This is a genomic window from Dongia sp. agr-C8 (genome assembly GCF_054658695.1).
This window is the reverse complement of the sequence record NZ_BAAGHZ010000002.1, coordinates 325443-344261: the sequence shown is the minus strand read 5'-3', so window position 1 is coordinate 344261 and position 18819 is coordinate 325443. Positions and strand designations below refer to the sequence as shown.

Genomic DNA, 18819 nt, shown 5'->3' with positions numbered 1-18819 from the left:
AACACATTCAGCTCCCGGACCGGCGATGGTCACGCTCACCCGGCGCAGCGACATCACGTTGAAACATTTCGAAGCCGTCGCCTGGCAAGGCGAGGGAGTTCGCCTGGCGCCGGAAGCGCTGGCGCGGATCGCCGACGCGCGCGCCGCCTTCATGCGGCTGATCGAAGAACCGGCAATCAACATCTATGGCGTCACCTCGGGCTATGGCAGCCGCGCCGGCCAGCGCTTGAAGCCCGAGGACCGCAAGCGCCATGCGGCCCAGCCGAACCACGGCACCGCCGCCACCTTCGGTGAGCCCTTCCCGAAGCGGGTGACCCGCGGCTTTGTCTTGGCGCGGCTGGCGAATTTCCTGGAAGGCCATGCCGCGGTGCGGCCGCAACTCGCCGAAGCGGTCGCGGCGATGCTGGATGGCGCGATGCCCGACGTGCCGTCGATCGGCAACAGCGGTGCCGGCGAGATCCTGGCATTGGGCCATCTGTTCGCGGCACTCGGCGAAAGCGTCGGCCTCGAGGAGAAGGAACACCTGGCGCTGATCAACGGCAGTCCCTGCGCCGCGGCGCTGATCGCCGACGCGGCGCTGGCCAGTCGGAAGCGCATCGAGATCGCCAAGGAGATCCTGGCGCTCTCCGCCGAGGCCTTCAAGGCGCCGCTCGAGGCCTATGACGCGGCGCTGGAGACGCTTTGGCAGGATCCGGCTGAAAGCGAAGCGCTGGCCGCGATCCGCACCCTGATCTCGGGCGGCACGGCCGAACGGCGGCCCTACCAGGCGCCGGTGAGTTTCCGCATTGTGCCGCGGATCCTCGGCCGGGCGATCCGCGCCCGCGATGCCGCGATCCAGGCGGCGCAAGTCTCGCTCGGCTCGATCACCGACAACCCGGTCTATATCCCGCCGGCGGAAGACGGGCGCTTTCCGAACGGCAGGGTCCTGAGCAACGGCGGCTATCACAACAGCATGGCGGCGCCGGTGCTGGACGATCTCGCCGCGGGCTGGGCCGATCTCTGCACGCTCGCCGAGCGGCAGTCGGCGAAGCTGCTCGACGGCAGGGTCTCGCTGCTGCCGGAATCGCTCCGCGCCGATCCCGAGGATCCGCGCGAATTGATCCCGCTGCCGATGGTCGCGGTCGGCCTGGGCGAGCGCGCGCGGCATGCGGCGCAAAGGAGCTTCCTGCCCGGCGCCGAGAGCGGCGGCTTCGGCCAGAACGACGTCGGCGTTGCAAGCTTCCTGGCCTGGCAGAAGGAAGCGGTGGCGGGCAAGGCCTTTGACGGCTGCCTCGCCGTGCTGGGCCTGATCGCGGCGGAAGCGCTGGACGTGACCCGGCGCGATGCGCCGCCGGCGTTGCGGGCGCGGCTCGCCTTCATCCGCCGCCATGCGCCGCCGATCACCGCCTTGCGCGCGCTGGGTCCCGATCTCGGGCGGCTTTCGGAGGCCATCACGCTGGAAATCTTCGCGCGGTCGGCCTAGATCATCCGGATCACGCGGTCAGGAGTTCCCATGGGCCAGACGATCGGTTTGAAAGCGAGCGACGGATTTCTGCTGGGCGGCTATCGCGCCGATCCGGCTGGGAGTCCCAGGGGCGGCCTGGTCGTCATCCAAGAGATCTTCGGCGTCAACCATCACATCCGCAATGTCTGCGACCGCTTCGCGACCATGGGCTATGCCGCGGTGGCGCCGGCGCTGTTCGACCGCGCCAAGGCCGACGTCCAACTCGACGCCTACGACAAGGCGGCGATGGACGAGGGCGTGAAGCTCCGCGCCGCGATCAGGCTCGAGGATTCGCTGAAGGACGTGCAGGCGGCGATCGCTGCCGCTCAGTCTGCGGGGAAAGTGGGCGTGGTCGGCTATTGCTGGGGTGGCTCGCTCGCCTTCCTGGCGGCGGCACGCCTCTCCGGCCTCGCCTGCGCGGTCGGCTATTACGGCGGCATGATCGCCGCCCACAAGGACGAGAAGCCCAAGGTGCCCACCATCCTGCATTTCGGCGAGAAGGATCAGGGCATCCCGATGACCGATGTCGAGAAGGTCAAGGCCGCGCGGCCGGAGGTGAAGGTCTACACCTGGCCGGCCGGCCACGGCTTCTCCTGCGACGAACGTGCCTCGTTTGAACCGCAGAGCCATGAACAGGCACTCAAGCTGACACTGGCCTTCTTCCAGCAGAACCTGGAGAATTGACCATCGGGGCAACCACGGGTCCGGACGTGACTGAAGCGCGCAACCTCCTGCTGCCGGGCGATCCGGCGCCGGTCTTCCGGGCGAACAGCAACGTCAACCCGGATTTCGACTTCAGCACTGCCGCGGGCCGCTACCTGGTGTTGAGCTTTCTCGGCCCGGTGGAGGCCGGTGCGGCGAAGACCCGGTTCGACGCCTTTCTCGCCGGCGCGGCGATCTTCACCAATCCCGACTGCTATTTCTTCGGCGTGGTCGCCGGCAAGGCCGCCGACGGCGCGCCCGCGCTCCGGCAGCAGCGGCCCGGCATGGACATGTTCTGGGACGACGGGGCCGTGGCGCAGAGATACGGCGCGGCGCCGGGTGAGCCGGTGAGCTATCTGATCGGCCTCGACCTGCGCATCCTCGCGGTCGTGACGCAGCCCGATCCGGCCCGGCATGCCGCCGCGGTCTATGAGCTCCTGAAGCGGCTGCCGCAGATCGGGTCGCATCGTCCCGGCGTCCCCCAGGCGCCGGTGCTGATGCTCACCAGCGTGTTCGAGCCGGCGCTCTGCCGGCGGCTGATCGACGGCTATGAGTCGGGCGGCGGCGCGGAATCCGGCTTCATGCGCGAGAAGGACGGCAAGACCGTGCTGGTCATCGATCACAAGCACAAGCGCCGCTCCGACTGGACCATCGCCGACGAAACGCTGAAGGAGGCGGCGCGGGCCCGGATCCTGCGGCGGGTCGTCCCCGAGATCCAGAAGGCGTTCCAGTTCAGGATCACGCGGATGGAGCGCTACATCGTCGCCTGCTATGACGCCGAGGTCGGCGGCTATTTCCAGGCGCACCGGGACAACACGACGAAAGGCACGGCGCATCGCCGCTTCGCCGTCACGGTCAATCTTAACAGCGACGAATACGAGGGCGGCGAGCTCACCTTCCCGGAATACGGCCGCACCATCTTCAAGCCGCCGGTCGGCGGCGCGGTGGTGTTCTCCTGCAGCTTGCTGCACCAGGCGCTGCCGGTGACGAAGGGCAGGCGCTACGCCTTCCTGCCGTTCCTCTACGACGACGCGGCCGCCAAGATCCGCGAAGCCAACAACGCCTATCTCGGCGACAACGTCGCGCAGTACAAGTCGAGCAGCTGAGCCTCAGCTCAAGAGCGCGATTTGATCAGGCGATAGATGAACAGCAGGATCACCGCGCCGAGCACGGCGAGCGCGAAACTCATCAGGTCGAAGCCGTTGACCGAGCCCAATCCGAGCTGCGAGCCGATCCAGCCGCCGACCACGGCGCCGAGGATGCCGAGGATGATGGTGACGATGAAGCCGCCCGGATCGCGGCCCGGCATCAGGAACTTGGCGATGACACCGGCGATGAGGCCGAAGATGATCCATGCAATCCAGCCCAAGACTTCCTCCCCGTTGGAATGGTCACGACATCCGAAACCGTAGCGGAAAGCCGGTGAAACGGAAAGGGCGCGGGTGCGCTTGACTCCGCGCGGTCCGGCCAAGACACTCGCGCCGATTCCCGCCTTGTGACGAATGGATTTCCAATGGACCGGACCGCGACAACCGCCCCCATGAACGCAGCGTTGGCGGCGCTCGATGCCAGCCTGATCGACGACACGTTCAAGGGCTTCCCGCCCGCCGCCCAGCCGGTCAAGCTCGGCGAGATCGGCAAGCAGGGCTGGAACCTCCTGAAAGGCGACCTGCCGTTTCCGGTCGCGGTGCTGAAGACCTCGGCGATCGATCACAACAGCCGCTGGATGGACCGTTTCCGCAAGGAGCAGGGCGTCGAGCTCTGCCCGCACGGCAAGACCACGATGAGCCCGCATCTCTTCCAGCGGCAATTGGCGGACGGCGCCTGGGGCATCACGGTCGCGACCCCCCAGCAGCTCCGCATCGCGCGCGGCTGCGGCGTCAACCGCGTGATCATGGCCAACCAGCTCGTCGATCCGCAGGGCATCCGCTATGTGCTGGCCGAGATGAAGCGCGATCCCGGCTTCGAGTTCTACTGCCTGGTCGATTCACCCGCCGCGGTGCAGCGCCTGGCCGAGATCGCGAAGACCGCGAATGTCGGCCGGCCGCTGCGCCTGCTGCTCGAAGGCGGCATCGCCGGCGGCCGCACCGGCTGCCGCACGATGGAGCAGGCAGCGGCCGTGGCGAAGGCGGTCCTGGCCGCCGCGCCGCATGTGATCCTGCGCGGCGTCGAGGGCTTCGAAGGCATCATCGACGGCGCCACGCCGGAGGACCGCGCGGCCAAGGTGCGCGCCTTCGTCGATTTCCTGGGCTCGATCGCCAAGCGCGGCATCGCCGAGAACTGGTTCGGCGCCGGCGAGATCATCGCCACCGCCGGCGGCTCGGCCGAGTTCGACATCGTCGCCGACACCTGGCGCAACGGCGACTTCGGCGCGCCGGTCAAGGTCGTGCTCAGGAGCGGCTGCTATCTGACCCATGATTCCGGCCTCTACGAGGACCGCTTCCACGACATCCAGAAGCGCGGCATCGCGTCTTCGGCGCTCGCCAACAACGGGCCGAAGGCGGCGCTCGAAGTCTGGACCCTGGTGCAGTCGATCCCGGAGCCGGGCCTCGCCTTCGTCACCATGGGCAAGCGCGACGTCTCCTTCGACGTGAGCCTGCCGGTGCCGATTGCCTGGTCGCCGGCGGGAAGCGCAACGGCGGAGCCGATGCCCAAGGGCAATGCGGTCATCAAGCTCAACGACCAGCACGGCTATCTCAAGGGTCCGGCGGACGCGCCCTGGAAAGTCGGCGACCGGGTGGCCTTCGGCGTCTCGCATCCCTGCACCACCTTCGACCGCTGGCAGCTCATCTACCTGGTCGATGACGCCTACAACGTGACCGGCGCGATCCGGACCTTCTTCTGAGGTTTAATCCCCTGATCCCGGGCCACCATTCTCCCGGCCGAGATACAGTGGGATGTGTCGGTTCCGGCGGTCCTGCGCCGACTGCGCAAAGGGTTCAAATTCTGTCTGTGACCCGGCGCACAGTCGTATGGGAAGGCGGCGTTAACTCTCTTGAAGGCATGGCCGGACCCGCCATCTCCAAACGCAAAGGAGACGGGCCATGCCCAATTATGAAAACTACTACGACGTCCTGAGCGAGAACGCTGCCCCGCGCCATGTGGTGGGCAGCTCTGCGGTGGTGGTGCTGCTGCTTGCCATCGCCGCCTTTGCGGTTTCGGTTCTCTAAGGCGTATCGGTGCGGGCGGTTTCCAATCTGGCATTCGACCAGGTGACGACGACGCCGCTCGCGACGATGACGACGATGCCGAGCCAGACGATCGGTTCCGGCCAGTCGCCGAACACGATCAGCCCGAAGAAGATCGCCGAGACGATCTCCGCATAGCCGTAGGGGGCCAGCTGCGCCGCCGTCGCCAGGCGATGCGCGGCGATCAGCAGGTAATGTCCGGCAGCCGCAATGATGCCGACCGCCGCCAGCCACAGCCATTCGGTGGCTGTGGGCGCCTGCCACACGACGGGCATCGCGAAGCTGTAAAGCAGGACGCCGGTCAGCGCGGAGATGAGGCCGGTGACCAGGCCGGGATCATGCGGCGCCAGACGGCGTGTTATCATGGAGCCGAGCGCATAGCCCGCGCCGGACAAGAGCGCGAAGAGATCGCCGCGCGAGAACCCGTCGAGCGAGGGTTGCATCACCAGCAGAACCCCGACGAAACCCAGCACCACCATGGCCCAGCGCAAGGCGCCGATCCGCTCCCGCAGAATGACGGCGGAAGCCAGCAGCACGATCATCGGGTAGATGAAGAACACCGCCATCGTGTCGGCCAGTGGCATTTCCGCGATCGAGCGAAAGAAGGCATAGGCCGAGCCGGCGAACAGCAGGCCGCGCAGGATCTGCAGCCCGGGCCGCGACGGCCGCAGCGCGCGCCGGCCGAATTTGGCCACCGCGATCGGTCCGATGACCAGCGCGTAGAACAGGAACCGCCCCCAGGTCACCTCGACCGTCGGCAGCGTTGCCGACAGGTGCTTGGCAATCGCATCCATGCCGGGCAGCATCGCGAGCGCGCAGAGCATCAGGCCCGCGCCGAGGATCGGTCTTTGTCTCACGAGAGCTGCAGGGCGCCCAGGATGCGGCCGAGGTCCTGGTCATCCTTGTCGAGGGCGACGACCGGAAATCCATGCGCCCCGGCCTGGTCCTTGAGCCAGGCGTCGTATCGCAGGACCCACGCGAACTCCTTTTCTTTCACCGAATCAGGATAGCGGCCGGCCGCGTCCCAGATGCCGCGGGTGAAGATCACGTCGCGGATCCGCTTGGGGTCGGCATCGGTGACGAAGACGCCGCGGATATCGGATGCGGCGCCGAGATCGCGCCGGATCAGATGCGGCAGCAGGTTCACGCCTTCGACCACGAAGCCCTGCGGCCAGGTGTAATCGCGCTCGATCAGCGCCCGGATCCCCGTCCATGCCGCTTCCCCCTGGCCGACCTCGATCTCGACCAGCTGCTCGGCCGAGAAGGCGTCGAAGAGAGTCTCGGCGTCGTAGCCTTCCGGATTGAACAGCTTCGGATGCGTGCCGCGGTCGGCGACCGTGCGCATGATGTCGCGGATCTGGTCGGTGGAGATCCAGGGCAAGCCGAGATGTGCCGCCAGAGCCGCCGCGGCGGTGGACTTGCCGACGGCGGGCGCGCCGCCGATCAGAACCTTGATACCTTTCCCCATGCCCCGGCGCTTTCCCGCGAATCGGGGTGAAGAGTGGCATCGATGTAGCGCGGGCTCAATCCCGGAACCGCGGCTCCGGGCTTCGAGGGTGGGTCAGTTCAACCGCGCCATCGCTTGGTCGATGGCCGGTCGCGCCGTCGCATCGACCAGACCGCGCAGGCGATCGAGCTTCTTGCGCAGCGCCATCAGGTATTCGATGCGGGTTGCCGGCGCACCATGCAGCCGGACTTGGCCGTTGGCCAAAGCAAGATCGGTCATCAGGTCATCGATCACGATATCCACGGCGCTGCTGCGCTCCGCGGCGCTGCCGGCGCCCGTGGCCACCTTCTCGATGTCGAGCGCGTAGCGGTCGATGTCGTCCAGCGGAAGCAGCATCGCCTCACTCCTGATCACGGGTTCGGGTATTCCACCAAGGTGCGCGGGGCGGCCCGGGTTCCGCAGCGCGGCGCCGGCTCCGAAGATCATCGCGAAGCGAGGGAACGAATTTCCGGGCCGAGGCTTGATGTCTGCGGGTCAGCCTCTTTCCGACCGGCCGATCAATGACAACAGGATGGGGAACCCGCGATGCAGTACACGACGGAAAAGATCGAACAAGCGCGCAACAATATTACGCAAACCGAGCAGCGAATCCAGCGCCAGCGCCGCCGGGTCGAGAAGATGCTGATCGAGCGCCATCCGGCCGACGAGGCCCAGGCTCAGCTGCTGATCATGGAACAGAGCCTGATCGCAATGACCCGCTTCCTCACCAACCTGGAGCGGAAACTCGAAACGGGCGATCCCGGCCTGCAGCGGAACCAGACGGCAAAGCGCATCAAGGCGGCACGTAAGCCCGCAGCCGTCGGCCCCGAAACCCATCCGCCGCAATCCCCGGAAGCCCCGGAGAATATCGGCTAGTCTCCGGCCCGCATCGCGGTGGCGATCGACGTCGCGAGCGGCCGTTCAATAGCTCAGCAGAATCCGGAAATAGCCCTCGACCGTGCCGCGCAGCTCCTTGTACTCGGCACGGTCGCCGTCGCGCATGTCGTCGTAGAGCCGGACATAGAAGCGGCAGCCATGGTCGTTGCTCCATTTGAGGAGCGGCGAGAAGGCGGCGGAGAATTCGCCGGGGCCGAGCGGCTCGCCGTAGCGGGCGCGGGAGAGGGGCAGCTTCTCCTGATCGCCCTCGCGGCCCGAGACGGCCTTGTCTTCGATATAGATTCCGGCATCGGTCAGGCTGGCATCGAAGATGTATTGAATCTTGCCCTTGTTATCGACCCAGCAGGGCGGCAGGTCGAAGCCGCCGGTCTTGGCGTTGAGCTTGGAATTGAGATAGGTCGTCTGGTTCTTGCAGCTCTGCAGGTCGGCCTTGCAGGCGCCGGCCGACGCCAGCAGCGCATCCGGCGTGCCGCCATCTTTCAAAGACTGACCGACGATGGCGGCATTCACCAGGGCCTCGACCGCCTTCTCCGGCGGCAGGTCGGGCACCAGGCGCTGCGCGGCATCGAGCGCCTGGCGGCCGACCGCGGCTTCATTCAGCAAGGCGCGAACCGCCTGCTCCGGCGTCGCCTCGGCCGGCGCGAGCGAGGCCGCCCGCTGCATCAGGTCAACCGAAAGCTCGGCGTCCTTCAACCGCGCATTGGCATCGGCCAGCTGCTGCTGCATCCGCACGTAGTCCTTGGTGATATCGAACTTCTCCGTCTTCGAAAGCTTATCGAAGACCGGCTGCATCGCGACCAGGGTGCTTTGCGCATCGTCGCGCTGCTTCTCCAGTTCGGCGAGCTGCGTGGTCTGGGTCTTGAGGCGGATGCCCAGGATCAGCATCAGCAGGAAGATCAGCAGCAGCAGGGCCTCGGCCATGGTGAGGCCGAGCACCACGCCGCGGCGAAACTGCTTGTCGTCGCGCGCCGAGCCGATCATCGCTTGCGATCCCGCTCGATGGTGCCGCGCAGGCTGTCATCGAGGTCGCGCAGGGCCGAGGTCGCGGAATCGATCGCGGCCAGCATATGGCCCATCGCCACCGCGGTCTGCGCGGTCGTGGCGTTGATCTTGCTCGCGTGCTCGTGGAACTCGGCGAAGGCCTGGTCGATCTGCGCCATCGCCGCCTGCGAAGTATCGCCGACCCGGGCCACGCTCTGCTCCAGGACGGCATGGGTCTCTTTCGCGGTGACGCCGATCTGCTCCGCGGTCACCTGCTGCACCGAGCGGCAGAAGGAACCCAAGGCCAGCACCGCGTCGTCGATGTTGGTCCGCAGCCGCACCACCGCCTCGGCCAGCGCCATGCGCGCGTCCTGCTCGGTCTCCAGCACGTCGCGCCGCGCCTGGTTGATCAGCACCCGCAGCAGGATGCCGGTGATGGTCGAGCCCAGCGCCAGGCCGAAATTGGCGACGATCTGATCGACGTCTCCGGTGCCACCGAACTGGTAGAGTGCGTAGGCGAGGCTCGCCAGGGTGAACAGGAAGCCGAGGTAGTAGCAGTTGTCACCGAGCTGATCCTCGCGGATCCTGAGCAGCGGCACCGCGGCGACGACCGCCCAGTAGGCGACGATGATTGCGCAGGCGGTCGCGGTGATGATGAGCTGGTCGAGCCCGACGAGCTTCATCGCCACCAGCGACCCGCCGCCGATCAGCGCGGCGATCAGGAACGGCGCGCGGCTCAGCCAGACGAAGCGGTTCTTCTCCCGCCGCGCCCGCTCGTCGGAGGCAAAGTATGGGTGCCTCATCCCGGCACGCTCCGGAACGCATCGACCTCGGCGCCCTGGCGCTGCAGCCAGTCGATCCAGAACTTGCCGAGCGCGTCGGTCTGCTTGGCCGCCGCCTTCAGGCGGTGGAGCAGGTGGATCTCGGTGTGGATGCCGGTGAGGTTGCTCCGGACCGAGGCGGCATAGGGTGTTGCCCAGAAGGCGTCGAGCGGCGGCACGCTCTGATAGAGGCTGAAGCCCGGCTGGTTCTGCAGCAGGTCGCTGACGATGATCAGGGTCTTCGGTCCTTGCGGCGCGTCGGGGCCGAAATCCTTGACCGCGATCGCCTGCACGCCCTCCAGGATGGGGCTGGCCTTGGCTTCTTCGTCGAGCCGCATCCGCTCCAGCATCGCCGCGATCGGCGCCTGGAACTTCTCCTCGTAGCGCGCGCGCCACATCTTCGGGTTGGAATCGATTGCCGACTGGTCCGAGCCGTCACCGGGATTGCAGACCGCGACCACCGGCTGGAGCAGGGCGCCGCCGTATCCAACTTCATAGACCTTGAAGCTGCCGTGTTTCGGGATCGCCGCGGCCCAGGCGGTGATCTGCCGCCGCAAGGCCTCGCCCTGGATCTCGGTCAGCGCGTCGGTGCGGTCGACCAGGACGGCGAATTGCGAGGTCGGTCCGCTCTTCGGGCAGAGCGTCTCGGGATCGAGCGCGGCGAGCTGCGCGGCGCGGCCCTGCACGTACCAGAAGACGCCGCCCAGGCCCAGCAGCACGGCCACCACGATCGCGATGGCGATCGCCTTGAGCGCCAGGGTTTCCGAGCCGCCGCGGCGTCGGCTAAACCTGCGGCGCGCCATGGGTCTTTCCTTCGAGGATAGGCGCGTCCGGATCGGTCTCGCTGAGGTGTCGGATCCAGCGGATCGCCTCCTCATAGGCGGTCTGCAGCTTGTTGATGCTGTCTTCCAGCGCCTTGTTGGCCTTGGCGTATTCGCTCTCCGGGATCGGCGGCAGCTCGGCGAGCTCGATCGGGCCGAAGCCGTTCAGGTGCCAGACCTCGTCGAAGCGCTTGGGCGCCGGGATCTGGCGTGCCTTGCGGTTGGTGTCGCGGTAGACCACCAGGGCCTGCCGCCCGACATCCTGCAGATGCGTCAGGTGATCCTTGAAGCGGGCGAGCAGCCGTTGCCGTTCTTGCATCACATAGGGAATCTCCAGGCGGCGGTCGCGCAGCCGCGAACGCTCGACCTGGATCTTCTGCACGAATTCCTCCTGCACGCTCTTCAGGTGGTCGAGCTTTTCCTCGACCATGTCGTGATAGCGCGCCTGGGCCTGGCGGAGATGATCGGAGACCTCGGCATAGCCGGGATAGGGTTCGTCCCAGAACCAGCCTTCCATCATCACGATCAGGGCGGAGATGACGCCCATCGCCACCATGATCACCGACTTGATGTCGCCCAGTACCAGCGGCTGCGCCTGCATCAGCGGGATGACCGCGGCCGCGGCGGCACTCGACGGCATGCCGCTTTCCACCGCGGCGCGGTAATGGGCGAGGGCGAGGTTGATCAGCAGCACGCCGCCGAGGCAGCCGGCGGCGAGGACGAGGCCGGACAGCTTGCGCAAGAGGTTCTTGTGGATCGCGTTGGTCCAGCCCCAGCGTCCGGCGGCAAAGCCCAGCGACAGGTTGATCAGCGAGAACAGGATGGCGACCGTGTAGCCGCCGGCGATGCCGAGCTCCTCGCCCTCGCCGAGGATGATGGCGTTGGGCAGGGTCTCCGCCGCGAACAGCAGGACGATGATCGCCGAGAACAGGAAATGCCCGCGTGGCGGATGGGCCGGGCGCTTGAGGCCGTGATCGCGTCTGAAGGCTTCCAGCGTGCGCTCGCGGTCGAGCACTTCCTTGCGCGCGACCCGGAGATCGCCCTTGACCGCGAGCAGCATGGATTCCATGTCGCTCTCGGCCTGCCGGGCGATGACCCGCATATCGACCGCGGCGCCCGCGACATCGGCGCCGCGCAACCGCTGTTCGTAGGTCGTGATCTGGTCGTAGGTCCGGGCCTGGTCCTCGGCGGCGATGCTGCGGATGGTGCTCTCGATCTCCTGCTCGACCTCGTCCAACGAAGCGGAGTCCGGCGCCGGTTGGTTGGCGCGCGCGCGATCGGCCGCCCGCTGCCGCAAGTCCATCTTCTCGATGATGATCTTCGGGTCGATCTGCAGGAACTGGCCGGGACCCGGCTTGTATTGGGTCCGCAAAAAGGAGAGCACGTCTCCGAGCACGAATTTGTCTCCCACGCCCCCCGGCGTTGCAATTCCCGCTATCCTAACGATTGGCGGCGCGGCGTCCAAGCATGTGGGAGCTTCTCGACCCCGATTGGGGTGTGCGAAGTCGTGCCTATGCTTGGGAGGGGTCGACCGCGACGATCAGCTTCGCGACAAAGGCGACCCACGACTCCTGGTCCAACGGCGCCAGCATCGCCGTGCTGGCGCGGCCGCCCTGGCGCTGGAAGATGCCGTCCTCTGCTTGGCCGGTGCGTGAACCCGGTTGGGCTGCGTAGAAGCGCGTCTTCATCAACTGCAGTGTGATTTCCTCCGGGAAGAACACCTGACCGGTATGAGCGACATGGCCGCCGCGATAGGTCTCGCCGGCGACGGCGCCTGCGGTGCGCACCTGGAAATGGATATGGTTGGTGCGCCCTGGGTAGCAGCCCGGGAAAATGGTGTTGAATTGCGTGATCCCATCCCGGCCGGTGATCTGGATACCCCGCAGGAAGCTGTGTGATTCTTCGCCGGCGCCGAAGCCGGAATAGGCGCCGGCGGCGTCGCAATGCCAGACATCGACCGCGGCATCGGCCAGCGGCTGGCAGGTCCTTACGTTCAACACCTGGAGGTACAGCGCGAGCGGGATGCCGGGCTTGTCTTCGCGAATGTCGCGACGAAGGAGTTCATCGGCGAGGTGGTATGGGCCGAGCGCCTGTTCAGGTGCCAGGATGCAGGCCCCAGCGAGGCCATCGGCCCGACCTGCCTTCAGCGGCGCCAAAGCGGCCGCGGCGAGTCCCGACGCGAGCAGGGTCCGGCGTGTCAGCTTGCTTCTCATGCCGGGTCTAACGGTCCCCGCCGGGACTTCCTGTGCCGGAAGTTCCTGGGTCGGCACTTCCCGTGCCGGGTGGGCGGGCGATCAGCTGGGCCGAGGTCAGATCGAAGTCGAAATAGTCCTCGACCGCGGCGATCTGGGCGACCGCGGAGCCGCCCTGGGTCAGCGGGAAGAGTCCGAACTCGTAGCCGAAGGTGCCGCCCGACCTGGCCGAAACCACCACCGAGCCCAGCAGCGGGGCGCGGCCGTCATAGACCGTCCTGTAGTAGTCCAGCCAGGGTACCTCCGGCGCCACGGTCAGCAGTTCGTCGAGATAGCGGCCGGTGATGTCGAAGCCGATGGTCCGCACCGCCTTGGTGCCAACCAGCCGATAGCGAATACGGAACGGCTCCGGCTCGACGTCGGCGATGAACAGATTGGGCAGCACCGCGCGCAAAGCCGCCGGATCGAGATCGCGCCGATCGGGGATGCCGCTCGGCCCGCGATGCGCCATCCACCATGTGTGGACCAGGCGCACCATCGGCGACTTGTTCTGCTCGATCCTGGTCCAGACCGGCATTGGCGACCCCTTCACCCACGCAACCGGACGGCAGCGCCGCTCCGATTCTAAGCCAGGCTAGCGGAGCCTGTCTCGGCGGCAATTGACTTGGATCAAGTGAAGCCCCCCGCCGGGCCTTTCCGCCGGCTTGGCCCGAAGCTTGGATTCAGAGCGTTTGTCTTCCTGACACAAAGGCTTAACGAGGGCTTGCAGCCGCGGCGGCGGGTCACTATTGTCCGCGCCCGTTACGGCCCGACCCTCAAGGAGGGACCCTGCGGAGGGGTGCCAGAGTGGCCGATTGGGACGGTCTCGAAAACCGTTGTACGTGCAAGCGTACCGTGAGTTCGAATCTCACCCCCTCCGCCACTTCTCGCTTCAAGGATCTTCGGTGGCGCAGCCACCCTGGAGCGCTCCGGGGCGGGTGGCTGTTTATTCCATCCTCTTTCCGACAATTCGTGATTGCCCCAATGGGGTGTGAGTCCGCCGCCAATAACGTAAGAGATTCGCGGCGCGGGCCCTGTCATTCTCCGAAAAAGGGGGGTTAAGTCCTATTAGGTTAAATTTTTCTTAAATGCTGGCAGGCCCGCCGGTAACGGGCCAAGCGGGGGAATTCAGCCATGGTCCGGTTCACCGCAGCTCTGCTCGCCGCCGGGTTCCTGAGCCTGGCTCTGATCCTGGGGGCCATCGAGCGGACGTTCGCCAGCCCGTCGGAATCGACGTCTTGGACGATTGCCGCGGCGACGAATGCTTATGTCACGCCGGCCGGCGCGGCGGCGCCGGTTCCGGTGGCGAAGGGTGCCACCATCAGGGAAGGCGATCGCCTGACCACCGGCGCCGATGGCGCCCTGGTCCTGGCGCGCGGCGAAGACCTGATCGCCATGTCACCGAAGAGCGAGATCCGGCTCGCGCATTCCGACGACCCCGGGCAGACCTTGGTCGAGCAGCCGATCGGCCAAGTCGAATACCAGGTCACCAAGATGGCGACGCCGCATTTCCAGGTCGATACGCGGGTCATGAGCACGGTGGTGAAGGGCACCACCTTCACGGTCGCCGCCGCCGCATCGCAAAGCAGTGTCAGTGTGAGCGAAGGCCGGGTCGTCGCGCATAACCGCCGCACCGGCGCATCCTTTCCGGTTTCCGCCGGCGAAACCGCCGCGGTCGATTCCGTGCAGGATGGAGTGACTATCCGGGCAACGTCCTCGGGCAATGCCGGGAGCGGGAGCTCCAGCTCCCACAAGCAGAGCGCCAGCAACGGCGGCGGGAATGGTGGCGGCAACGGCGGCGGGAATGGTGGCGGCAACGGCGGCGGGAATGGTGGTGGCAACGGCGGCGGCAATGGCGGCGGCAACGCCGGCGGGAATGGCGGCGGCAACGCCGGCGGGAATGGCGGCGGCAACGCCGGCGGGAATGGCGGCGGCAACGCCGGCGGCAATAGTGGTGGCAACGGCGACGGCGGCAATGCCGGCGGGAACAGCAATGCCGGAGGCAACGGCAATGCCGGCGGCAACAATGCGGGTGGGAATGGTGGTGGCAACGGCGGCGGCAACGGTGCCGGCAATGGCAAGAACAAGTAGCCGCCGCGTTGCCCTACCGCGCGCGCATTCTCGAGAGCCCCGTGCCGCTTCGCGATCGGCGCGCTCCCGCACCGACCCGCGCGCGGCTTCAGGCCACCAGCCGATGGGCGATTGCGCGATCGACCAGCTCGATCAAGGCCGCGGCGCGGAAAGGCTTCGCGAGCGTCGCCTCGGCCCCGAGGCGCTTGGCCATGCCGAGATGATCCTCGACGCCGTATTGGAGTGCGCCGCCGGACATGGCGAGGATCGGGATGGCCTCGCCGAAGCTCCGCATCGCGGAAATCAACTCGTAGCCGTCGCCCTCCGGCATATAGATATCGGTGAGAATGACGTCGGGCCGCTGCGCAGCGAGTTCGCCAATCGCCTCCCGGGCGTTGGCGGCAGTGCTGACCAGGAAGCCCATGGATTCCAGCAGCGCCCGGATCGAATCCCGGAGACCCGCGTCGTCATCGACAACGAGGACAAGGTGGCGGCTGCGGCGGCGGTGCGGCATCTGTGCTTTCACGCGTAATCGCATTGCTCGTCGCCACTCTGAGGTGAATCGGAATTCATTCATAGCTAGGGATTCCCCTGATCCGGATCATGTCGGGCTCACGAAAGGCCTCCTGAAAGGCCGGTACGATTCGGGAACGAGGCTCTGGACCCGACTCGGCGGGAGGTGAGATTCTGCAGCTAAGCGTCAGATTCGACGCCGGTTTGGCCAATGGTGAGTCCCCATGGTAGGTCCAGTGCGCAGCAAAGCCCTGCTCAGCAGATCCGCCCGATTGAAAGCGCTTGATCGCGGCCTGCCCACGCGCATCGCCGATCTCGGCGACAGCGAGCTCCTTTCCCATTGCGATTGCTGCGGCCGGCAATTCCGGCTTTATCCCGGCCATGCCGGTTTCGACTCCCGCACCAAGCTGATGACCCTGCTTGGCCGGCTGGCCTGCAGCGCCCGGCGCAACGGCCGGGCTTGCGGCGGGCGGCCCCGCCGCCTGGTGCTGGTGCGCGACGAGCAGCAATGGGTGCTCGATGCCTCGGGTGAGTGGCTCGAGGACGATTCCGCCTTCTGGGAGCCGAGCGACTTCGAGGCGCTGGCGGCGCGTCACGCCCCCATCTGATTTTCGTTCAAGCGCGCGGGCGCCATTTGCTCCAGGCGCGCCATTGCTCGGGATAGCGCCGGACCCAGGCTTCGCTGCGCCGTAGATACTCGCGCGCCGCTGCAACGGTGCGTTCGTCCGCCGGCTGATCGGGGTCGAGCGCGATCGGCGCTTCGATCGCGACGCGGAAGCCGAGTGCCGGGTCGCGCAGCACGAAGGTCGGGAGCAGCGGCGCGCCGGTCAGCGCCGCGAGCCGCGGCGCGCCGACCGCGACCGGCAGCAGGCCGCCGAAGATCGGCGCCTCGACCATCTCGAAGCCTTCGGTGTTGGCGGCGACGATCGAGACCACTTCGCCGGCCTTGAGCGCGCGCATCATCTTGCGCATCGCCGTGGTCGGCGCCGCGCTGTCGAACACGATCCGCTGGGCGAGATGGCGGTCTTCCGGGATGCAGCGCACCTTGTTCAGGCGATCGACGCCGAACTGGGTTTCGGAATAGCCGTGCACCGGGCTGCTCAGATGCGAGACCTTGTAGCCCTTGGTGCGCAGCGCGATCTTGGTCGGCAGGCTGTTGAAGACCGTCGGCGACACCCAGAGCACCGCGCCCTTGCCGCCTTGCAGCGCTGCGGTGAGATGCGCTTCGCCTTCGAGCGAGAGCTTGGGGATCCACCCGCCCAAAGGATTCGAACTGGGTCGCCAGGCGCGGAGATCCTGGAACCGGATTTCGTGGATCGCGGCCTTGAGGTCGCGCGCGATCGCCGCGGCGCGCGTCATGTCGATATCGCCGAGCGCGGCTACCATGCTTGCGGCATTGCGCTCGATGGCGCGCCGGCTGGTCAGCGGCAGGCGGGTGGCTGCCCGCCAAAGTGGCGCCCATGCGCTTTCCGGCAGGACCCAGGCGAAGGGAAGCTGCAGGAGAAGGGCGAGTGCAGTGGTGAGATCCGAGAAAGCCCAGCGCGCGCGCCCTGTGCGCTTTCGCCGCTTCTGCACCAGCCCTTCGGTCCGATTCGGCGGCGGCTCTTTGGTTTCTGCCTGATTCGTCAGCGTCCTGTCTCCCAGATGACGGCGGGACTATAGCGCGGCGATGGGGTGAAGCCACCACCCGGTTGGCAGTCGGCCACCCGCGTTGCGAGACTGTCCTAGCGTCAGCCCCTGGTGTCTGTGCTATGAAAAACCTGACAGCGGCGTCGGGTTGGCGGCCGCGGCTGGGGCGCGGATGAATCGATTGTTGAGAAAGAGCTACGCGCCGCATTTCCTGATCGGCGGCACCGTGCTGGCGGTCGGTTTCAGCTTCGCAGCGGCGCCCACCTCCTATTGGCTCCTGAATGCGCTCTGCGGCATCGCCGCGCTGGCCGGCGTCTGGCTGGTCGGCGTGCGGCTCGCCTATGCCCCGGTCAGCCGCACCGCGCGCCGCGCCTGGCAGGTGACGCTGGTTCTGCTGCTGCTGGTCGCGATCCGCGAGTTCGGCGGTCCCGGGATCGCCGGGCTGGAGCAGAGCTCCGGGCTCGACCGGCTGATGGACGGCCTGGTGCTGTTGACCGCCTTCGTCGCGCTCTGGCTGACCTCGACCCTGGACGAGATGCCGCATTACTCGCGCGCCTTGCTGTGGTCCGGCTTCGTGCTGCATCTGGTCACCACCGCGCTCGACCTCGAGGACGGGCGCATCAGCGGGCTGTTCGCCATCGACCCGGAAGATCTCGGCGCGATCGTCAAGCTCTCGCAGTTCCTCTGCCTGCAGCTCTACCTGATCGGGACGCTCGCCTTCGTCGGCTATCTGCGCTGGCAGGTCTTCAAGCTCGACAAGCCGACCGATGCCGGCGATCTCGCGCGCCGTATCTTCTCCGGCCAGACCCTGGTGCACCGCTACACCTATCCCCGGGTCTGGTATCTGGGTTTCCCCGGCGGCCGGCCGATGCTGACCATCGCGCGCTTCGTCTACTGGTTCGCGACGATGGCGCGGCCGGTCAGCGCCCGCGGCAACAAGTCGATGTGGCGCCAGTTCCTCGATCTGTTCCGGCTGTTCTACCGGCACGGCCTCGACGCCCAGGCCTATTACATGTTCGAGCTCTACCGGCCGGAATACTGGCCGACGGCCGGCGGCTATCTGACGCGCTACGAGACCAAGAACGGCATCATGAAGCTGCTGACCTGGCAGCTGACCGACTATGAGCACCGCACCACGCTCGACAACAAGCTGAAGTTCGCCGCCTTCTGCAAGGGGATCGGCGTGCCGACACCGCCGCTGCTCGGCATCGCCCGCGACGGCGTGCTGACCCTGGAGGAGGGCGCGGAAGGCAAGCTCGACCAGGACCTGTTCATCAAGCCGGTGAAGTCCAAGGGCTCGCGCGGCATCGACGTGTTCCAGAGCATCGGCCCCGGCCGCTACCGCGACAAGGCAGGCCAGGAGATCGACCGCGCCACCTTGCTGGAGCGGGTCGCCGAGCGCTCGAAGACCCAGGCGCTGATGGTGCAGCGCCGGCTCTCCAACCACCCCGCCGTCGCCGATCTCGCCGAGCAGTCGCTGATGGCGATCCGGGTCATCACCTGCAAGAGCGATCGCGACCAGCAGGCCATCGTCACCTATGCCTTCATCCGCATCATCACCCGGCTCGAGCCTTCCTGGCCGGTCACCTATGAGCTCGGCATCGCGGTCGACCTCGATACCGGCAAGCTCGGCCCGGCGACCGGCGACAAGGAGAAGTGGCTGCTGGAGTGGTGGGACGTTCATCCGGTGACCGGCGCGCCGGTCACCGGCCGCACCCTGCCGCATTGGCAGGAGATCAAGCAGATCGCCCTGAAGGCGCATAACGCGGCGCAAGGCCGGCTGCTGGTCGGCTGGGACGTCGCGGTGACTCCGGACGGGCCGCTGCTGCTCGAGGGCAACTCCTATCCCGACGTCGATTTCCCGCAGCGCGTCTGCCGGGTCGGCATCGGCTACAGCCCGTTGGGCGCGCCGCTCCATGCCGCCTTGCTCGATCTCGAGCGCCGCATCGCCACCGGCACCGTGAAGCGGCCGCCCGGCGCGACGTTGTGAGCGCCGC

Annotated in this window: 21 protein-coding genes and 1 tRNA gene; 10 read left to right on the top strand and 12 right to left on the bottom strand. The window is 67.0% G+C overall.

The window, feature by feature from the left end; all coding sequences use genetic code 11:
* Positions 1 to 25 precede the first annotated feature (25 nt).
* From ACYQ4T_RS09095 to ACYQ4T_RS09085, 3 genes are read left to right on the top strand one after another with little or no spacing between them, the layout of a single operon-like run.
* Entirely contained in the window at positions 26 to 1462 is a 1437-nt protein-coding gene (locus ACYQ4T_RS09095; protein WP_459852821.1) for an aromatic amino acid lyase, read from the top strand.
* Between the two features lie 30 nt (positions 1463 to 1492).
* Positions 1493 to 2167, top strand: coding sequence for a dienelactone hydrolase family protein (locus ACYQ4T_RS09090; protein WP_459852819.1), 675 nt, complete (start codon positions 1493 to 1495; stop codon positions 2165 to 2167).
* A gap of 26 nt (positions 2168 to 2193) precedes the next feature.
* A complete protein-coding gene (locus ACYQ4T_RS09085; protein ID WP_459852816.1) occupies positions 2194 to 3291 on the top strand; it encodes a 2OG-Fe(II) oxygenase in 1098 nt (365 codons plus the stop codon).
* 8 nt (positions 3292 to 3299) lie between these two features.
* Here the strand turns inward: ACYQ4T_RS09085 and ACYQ4T_RS09080 are convergent, their stop codons facing one another.
* Positions 3300 to 3554 (bottom strand): GlsB/YeaQ/YmgE family stress response membrane protein, encoded by a 255-nt coding sequence (locus tag ACYQ4T_RS09080; protein WP_459852813.1) that lies wholly within the window; start codon positions 3552 to 3554, stop codon positions 3300 to 3302.
* Positions 3555 to 3725: 171 nt separating this feature from the next.
* On the opposite strand from ACYQ4T_RS09080, the gene ACYQ4T_RS09075 reads away from it, so the two are divergent.
* Entirely contained in the window at positions 3726 to 5030 is a 1305-nt protein-coding gene (locus ACYQ4T_RS09075) for an amino acid deaminase (protein ID WP_459852811.1), read from the top strand.
* A gap of 199 nt (positions 5031 to 5229) precedes the next feature.
* On the top strand, positions 5230 to 5355 hold the full coding sequence (locus ACYQ4T_RS09070; RefSeq protein ID WP_395015984.1) for a hypothetical protein: 126 nt from the start codon (positions 5230 to 5232) through the stop codon (positions 5353 to 5355).
* Here the strand turns inward: ACYQ4T_RS09070 and ACYQ4T_RS09065 are convergent.
* From ACYQ4T_RS09065 to ACYQ4T_RS09055, 3 genes are all read right to left on the bottom strand, one after another.
* Positions 5352 to 6230: a DMT family transporter gene (locus ACYQ4T_RS09065; protein ID WP_459852808.1), complete on the bottom strand. Its 879-nt coding sequence runs from the start codon at positions 6228 to 6230 to the stop codon at positions 5352 to 5354. The genes ACYQ4T_RS09070 and ACYQ4T_RS09065 overlap by 4 nt on opposite strands.
* Positions 6227 to 6841: a hypothetical protein gene (locus ACYQ4T_RS09060; protein WP_459852805.1), complete on the bottom strand. Its 615-nt coding sequence runs from the start codon at positions 6839 to 6841 to the stop codon at positions 6227 to 6229. Before ACYQ4T_RS09060 ends, ACYQ4T_RS09065 begins: the two co-directional genes overlap by 4 nt.
* Before the next feature lie 93 nt (positions 6842 to 6934).
* Positions 6935 to 7216, bottom strand: coding sequence for a hypothetical protein (locus tag ACYQ4T_RS09055; protein WP_459852802.1), 282 nt, complete (start codon positions 7214 to 7216; stop codon positions 6935 to 6937).
* Between the two features lie 189 nt (positions 7217 to 7405).
* On the opposite strand from ACYQ4T_RS09055, the gene ACYQ4T_RS09050 reads away from it, so the two are divergent.
* A complete protein-coding gene (locus ACYQ4T_RS09050) occupies positions 7406 to 7735 on the top strand; it encodes a hypothetical protein (protein ID WP_459852799.1) in 330 nt (109 codons plus the stop codon).
* A 45-nt stretch (positions 7736 to 7780) separates the two neighbouring features.
* Here the strand turns inward: ACYQ4T_RS09050 and ACYQ4T_RS09045 are convergent, their stop codons facing one another.
* The 6 genes from ACYQ4T_RS09045 to ACYQ4T_RS09020 all read right to left on the bottom strand — a co-directional run bounded on the left by ACYQ4T_RS09045 (position 7781) and on the right by ACYQ4T_RS09020 (position 13148).
* Positions 7781 to 8737: a hypothetical protein gene (locus ACYQ4T_RS09045; protein WP_459852796.1), complete on the bottom strand. Its 957-nt coding sequence runs from the start codon at positions 8735 to 8737 to the stop codon at positions 7781 to 7783.
* Positions 8734 to 9540 (bottom strand): hypothetical protein, encoded by an 807-nt coding sequence (locus ACYQ4T_RS09040; RefSeq protein ID WP_459852793.1) that lies wholly within the window; start codon positions 9538 to 9540, stop codon positions 8734 to 8736. Before ACYQ4T_RS09040 ends, ACYQ4T_RS09045 begins: the two co-directional genes overlap by 4 nt.
* Positions 9537 to 10361 (bottom strand): hypothetical protein, encoded by an 825-nt coding sequence (locus ACYQ4T_RS09035; RefSeq protein ID WP_459852790.1) that lies wholly within the window; start codon positions 10359 to 10361, stop codon positions 9537 to 9539. Before ACYQ4T_RS09035 ends, ACYQ4T_RS09040 begins: the two co-directional genes overlap by 4 nt.
* Positions 10342 to 11775, bottom strand: a complete 1434-nt coding sequence (locus tag ACYQ4T_RS09030) for a hypothetical protein (protein ID WP_459852788.1) — start codon at positions 11773 to 11775, stop codon at positions 10342 to 10344. Before ACYQ4T_RS09030 ends, ACYQ4T_RS09035 begins: the two co-directional genes overlap by 20 nt.
* Before the next feature lie 115 nt (positions 11776 to 11890).
* On the bottom strand, positions 11891 to 12592 hold the full coding sequence (locus ACYQ4T_RS09025; protein ID WP_459852784.1) for an intradiol ring-cleavage dioxygenase: 702 nt from the start codon (positions 12590 to 12592) through the stop codon (positions 11891 to 11893).
* Between the two features lie 7 nt (positions 12593 to 12599).
* Positions 12600 to 13148, bottom strand: coding sequence for a PAS domain-containing protein (locus ACYQ4T_RS09020; RefSeq protein ID WP_459852781.1), 549 nt, complete (start codon positions 13146 to 13148; stop codon positions 12600 to 12602).
* Positions 13149 to 13403: 255 nt separating this feature from the next.
* Here ACYQ4T_RS09020 and ACYQ4T_RS09015 point away from each other — a divergent pair.
* Positions 13404 to 13493: transfer RNA gene (locus ACYQ4T_RS09015), tRNA-Ser, on the top strand.
* Between the two features lie 251 nt (positions 13494 to 13744).
* Positions 13745 to 14701 carry a FecR domain-containing protein gene (locus ACYQ4T_RS09010; protein ID WP_459852778.1) on the top strand — a complete coding sequence of 319 codons (957 nt, stop codon included), beginning with the start codon at positions 13745 to 13747 and terminating at the stop codon, positions 14699 to 14701.
* An 88-nt stretch (positions 14702 to 14789) separates the two neighbouring features.
* On the opposite strand, the gene ACYQ4T_RS09005 is transcribed toward ACYQ4T_RS09010, so the two are convergent.
* Positions 14790 to 15206, bottom strand: a complete 417-nt coding sequence (locus ACYQ4T_RS09005) for a response regulator (RefSeq protein WP_459852775.1) — start codon at positions 15204 to 15206, stop codon at positions 14790 to 14792.
* A gap of 259 nt (positions 15207 to 15465) precedes the next feature.
* Here ACYQ4T_RS09005 and ACYQ4T_RS09000 point away from each other — a divergent pair, with 259 nt between their 5' ends.
* Complete coding sequence (locus ACYQ4T_RS09000) at positions 15466 to 15801, top strand: hypothetical protein (protein WP_459852773.1); 336 nt, start codon at positions 15466 to 15468, stop codon at positions 15799 to 15801.
* A gap of 7 nt (positions 15802 to 15808) precedes the next feature.
* Here the strand turns inward: ACYQ4T_RS09000 and ACYQ4T_RS08995 are convergent, their stop codons facing one another.
* Complete coding sequence (locus tag ACYQ4T_RS08995; RefSeq protein ID WP_459852771.1) at positions 15809 to 16768, bottom strand: lysophospholipid acyltransferase family protein; 960 nt, start codon at positions 16766 to 16768, stop codon at positions 15809 to 15811.
* A gap of 238 nt (positions 16769 to 17006) precedes the next feature.
* Between ACYQ4T_RS08995 and ACYQ4T_RS08990 the strand changes: the two genes are divergently transcribed.
* A complete protein-coding gene (locus ACYQ4T_RS08990) occupies positions 17007 to 18812 on the top strand; it encodes a sugar-transfer associated ATP-grasp domain-containing protein (RefSeq protein WP_459852769.1) in 1806 nt (601 codons plus the stop codon).
* The last annotated feature ends 7 nt before the right edge of the window (positions 18813 to 18819 follow it).

Excerpts from the sequence above, each read along its gene's own strand:
- ACYQ4T_RS09060 (WP_459852805.1), bottom strand. The coding sequence starts at position 6,841 with ATGGGGAAAGGTATCAAGGTTCTGATCGGCGGCGCGCCCGCCGTCGGC.
- ACYQ4T_RS09090 (WP_459852819.1), top strand. The coding sequence starts at position 1,493 with ATGGGCCAGACGATCGGTTTGAAAGCGAGCGACGGATTTCTGCTGGGC.
- ACYQ4T_RS09055 (WP_459852802.1), bottom strand. The coding sequence starts at position 7,216 with ATGCTGCTTCCGCTGGACGACATCGACCGCTACGCGCTCGACATCGAG.
- ACYQ4T_RS09075 (WP_459852811.1), top strand. The coding sequence starts at position 3,726 with ATGAACGCAGCGTTGGCGGCGCTCGATGCCAGCCTGATCGACGACACG.
- ACYQ4T_RS09010 (WP_459852778.1), top strand. The coding sequence starts at position 13,745 with ATGGTCCGGTTCACCGCAGCTCTGCTCGCCGCCGGGTTCCTGAGCCTG.
- ACYQ4T_RS09025 (WP_459852784.1), bottom strand. The coding sequence starts at position 12,592 with ATGAGAAGCAAGCTGACACGCCGGACCCTGCTCGCGTCGGGACTCGCC.
- ACYQ4T_RS09095 (WP_459852821.1), top strand. The coding sequence starts at position 26 with ATGGTCACGCTCACCCGGCGCAGCGACATCACGTTGAAACATTTCGAA.
- ACYQ4T_RS09035 (WP_459852790.1), bottom strand. The coding sequence starts at position 10,361 with ATGGCGCGCCGCAGGTTTAGCCGACGCCGCGGCGGCTCGGAAACCCTG.
- ACYQ4T_RS09050 (WP_459852799.1), top strand. The coding sequence starts at position 7,406 with ATGCAGTACACGACGGAAAAGATCGAACAAGCGCGCAACAATATTACG.
- ACYQ4T_RS09020 (WP_459852781.1), bottom strand. The coding sequence starts at position 13,148 with ATGCCGGTCTGGACCAGGATCGAGCAGAACAAGTCGCCGATGGTGCGC.
- ACYQ4T_RS09045 (WP_459852796.1), bottom strand. The coding sequence starts at position 8,737 with ATGATCGGCTCGGCGCGCGACGACAAGCAGTTTCGCCGCGGCGTGGTG.
- ACYQ4T_RS09040 (WP_459852793.1), bottom strand. The coding sequence starts at position 9,540 with ATGAGGCACCCATACTTTGCCTCCGACGAGCGGGCGCGGCGGGAGAAG.
- ACYQ4T_RS09070 (WP_395015984.1), top strand. The coding sequence starts at position 5,230 with ATGCCCAATTATGAAAACTACTACGACGTCCTGAGCGAGAACGCTGCC.